This is a genomic window from Ramlibacter sp. (assembly GCF_028292805.1).
Taxonomy (GTDB): Bacteria; Pseudomonadota; Gammaproteobacteria; order Burkholderiales; family Burkholderiaceae_C; genus Ramlibacter.
On the sequence record NZ_JAQGLS010000248.1, the window covers coordinates 1 to 2,528 of the forward strand.

The window sequence follows — 2,528 nt, forward strand, 5'->3', positions numbered from 1 at the left end:
AGCGTGGCCTGGCACGCTCGACGCGCGTGTCCCGTGTCGCCGTTGTCCACGGTGACGTGCAGCGTGAAGTAATACGGGTCGAGCCCCAGCTCGTTGAGCTCGTAGGCGGTGATCAGCAGGTGCAGCGGCAGTTGTTCGTAGCCGAGGTTGAAGCCAACCACTTCCGGCAGGAACTCCTGCGCGTTCCAGCCCAGGGCGAGCTGGATCGCGCCTTGTTCGTAGAGGCCGTCGGCCAGATCGTCCAGCGGATCGAGGGCGTAACGCGAAAGCAGGCTGCGGTACAGCACCACATGATTCTTGTCGGCGGCGCCTTCGCCCAGTTCCTCCACGTAGGTGCGCACCAGGTCGCCCAGCCGCGGGTTCTGCCAGTGCGCCATCAGTCCGTACAGCCAGGCGCCGTCCACCAGCTTGGTCGGCGCCACCGAGCGCAGCACGTACAGCGCGTGCGCGCGGTTGCCGAAATAGCGGCGCGGCCCGCCGGCCTTGCGCTGCTCGAGGTAGGCAGCGTAGAGGGAATGCACGGCGCGGGTGTTTTCCTCCATCCAGGCGACCAGGGCGTCGGGCCTGGCGGGCAATTCGGCGGGTGCGTGTTCCAGCTCTGCGAGCTTGCCGCGCAGGAAAGCGGCTGCATCGGCGCGGGTGGCGGCGTCCGGCTCCCGATCGGCCAGCCGCCGGTACAGGGCCTTGAGCGGATCGCAGGCGGCAGCTTGCACCTGTCGCCATTCTTGTTGTCCGAGATGCATTGGTCTTGCGCCTGGTTTGGATGGTCCCACTCTGGGGCCGGCGCCGCAGCCCCGCTATCGGGAGAGCTCGCGCCCCTTCGTGGGGCGGGGCCTACGACCGTGCAGGAGAAAGCTGCGTGGTTGGCTCGGCCGCAGGCGGGCATTGCACCACCAGTGCGACGGCGGCGATCCGTTCCGCCTCCTCATAGGCGGGCTGGTCGAGCTCCTCGCCGAACACGTCGGGATCGAGTTCGCGGTAGCTCCATGGCCAGCCCCGCTCGTCCAGGTTGCCGCGCAAGCCTTGCAGCAGTGGATCCTCGCCGTCGACCATCGCCACCCCGGTGTACAGCACCAGCCGGCCGCCGGGCGCCAGCCGGGGCAGGCCTTCGCGCACGATCCGCACCGACAGCGCTTCGCCGAAGCGGCCGCCCCCGTGGCGGTAGGCGCGCTGCTTGCTGTCGTTGAGGTAGGGAGGGTTGGAGACGATCAGGTCGAAGGCGCCTTCGACTGCGCCATACAGGTCGCCTTGCGCCAGCCTGGCCATGCTCCAGCCCGCGTGCGCCGCATTGGCGGCGGCGAAGCGCAAGGCCTTGGCATTGATGTCCGACAGCACCAGCCGTGGCTGCTGCGCGGCGGCGGCGCGCGCCGCCATGATGCCGCCGGGGCCGGCGCCGCAGCCTAGGTCCAGCACCACGCCGCCCGGCGCCAGCGGCTGGCGCCGCAGTTCGTCGGCGATCAAGGCGACGAAGCGCACCGTGTCCGGGCCGAAGAACACCGCGTCCTCCGCCGTCGTCGGATAGGCGGAGTGGGCGAACAACTGGCCCTCCAGCGTGGAGAAGCGCACCGCGCTGCGCAGCAGGCCACCGCCCGCGTCCTGCAGGAGGCGGCCCGCGTGCAGGCAGTCCATTGCCTCGGGCGGCAGCAGCGTGGCTGGAAATGGCCGGCTCCAGCCGAACACGTCGCGCAGGCCGCGCGCCTTCGCGCTGCCGGGGCGGGCGTTGACCCGAGCCTGGGTGGCCGGGGTGACGGTGGTGAAGGCGTAGCCCCGCGACTGCAGCCAGGCGGCCAGCCGCAGCAGCGACTCGGTCAACGCGATTTCGGGGGCGGTGGGGGTTCTCATGCGAGTGCGGGCGGGTGATTGGGGGGCAGAGCGTCGAGCGCAACGATGCCAAGCTCTGCGGACTGGCCGTGTAGGCGCAGGACGCAAGGTGCCCCGGTTTCTGGCGTCAATCGTCCGCGGCTGCGCCCGTTCTGCAGATACATTTTGCTACACGCGAGCCTCTGCAGTAGGCAGCGTCCTACGGGCGAATGCGAGTGCAACTGTCGAATGCAGTCCACTTACAAATCCAACATCCGGTGAAGTTTGAAACACACAGCTTGAAACACCGTTTCTGCACGGCCCCGCGAACAAGGGGAACTTGTGGCCCCGTGCCAGCAAGGACGCCGCATCGAAGGGCAAGCCAGTGTGTAAGCAGACGTCCAGACCGCGTAGCCAGCTGGTTACGAAGCGAGATGAACACAGGAGTATCCGCATGACCCTTCGTATCGACCGGCTGGCCTTCATGGCAGCCGCTTGCCTGGCCGCCGCCGTGCAGGCCCAGACCGTGGCGCCGCCGCCGCTGCCGCCGGGCCACGCGCTGGTGCGGCAGGACCCGGGCATGAGCGACACCGAGCGCAAGCGCCACGTGCGCGCCCACCACCACAAGCTCCACCACAAGAAGGACTTCAGCCGCGACGACAGTGTGCACGGGCCCGAAAGCGAGATAGCCTCCGGCAACGCACCGGGGGCCGGGCCGGGCGCGGGCA

At 69.1% G+C, this 2,528-nt stretch carries 3 protein-coding genes; 1 reads left to right on the top strand and 2 read right to left on the bottom strand.

What is annotated here, in order from left to right:
* Both JWP65_RS15605 and JWP65_RS15610 read right to left on the bottom strand, forming a co-directional pair.
* On the bottom strand, positions 1 to 743 hold a 743-nt coding region (locus JWP65_RS15605; protein WP_299765335.1), incomplete at its 3' end, for an iron-containing redox enzyme family protein.
* Between the two features lie 91 nt (positions 744 to 834).
* On the bottom strand, positions 835 to 1,842 hold the full coding sequence (locus JWP65_RS15610) for a methyltransferase (protein ID WP_299765337.1): 1,008 nt from the start codon (positions 1,840 to 1,842) through the stop codon (positions 835 to 837).
* A 412-nt stretch (positions 1,843 to 2,254) separates the two neighbouring features.
* Here JWP65_RS15610 and JWP65_RS15615 point away from each other — a divergent pair.
* Positions 2,255 to 2,528, top strand: a 274-nt coding sequence (locus JWP65_RS15615) for a hypothetical protein (protein ID WP_299765339.1), incomplete at its 3' end; no start/stop codon positions are given.

Bases quoted from the DNA above. Each gene is read 5' to 3' on its own strand.
- JWP65_RS15610 (WP_299765337.1), bottom strand. From the start codon at position 1,842: ATGAGAACCCCCACCGCCCCCGAAATCGCGTTGACCGAGTCGCTGCTG.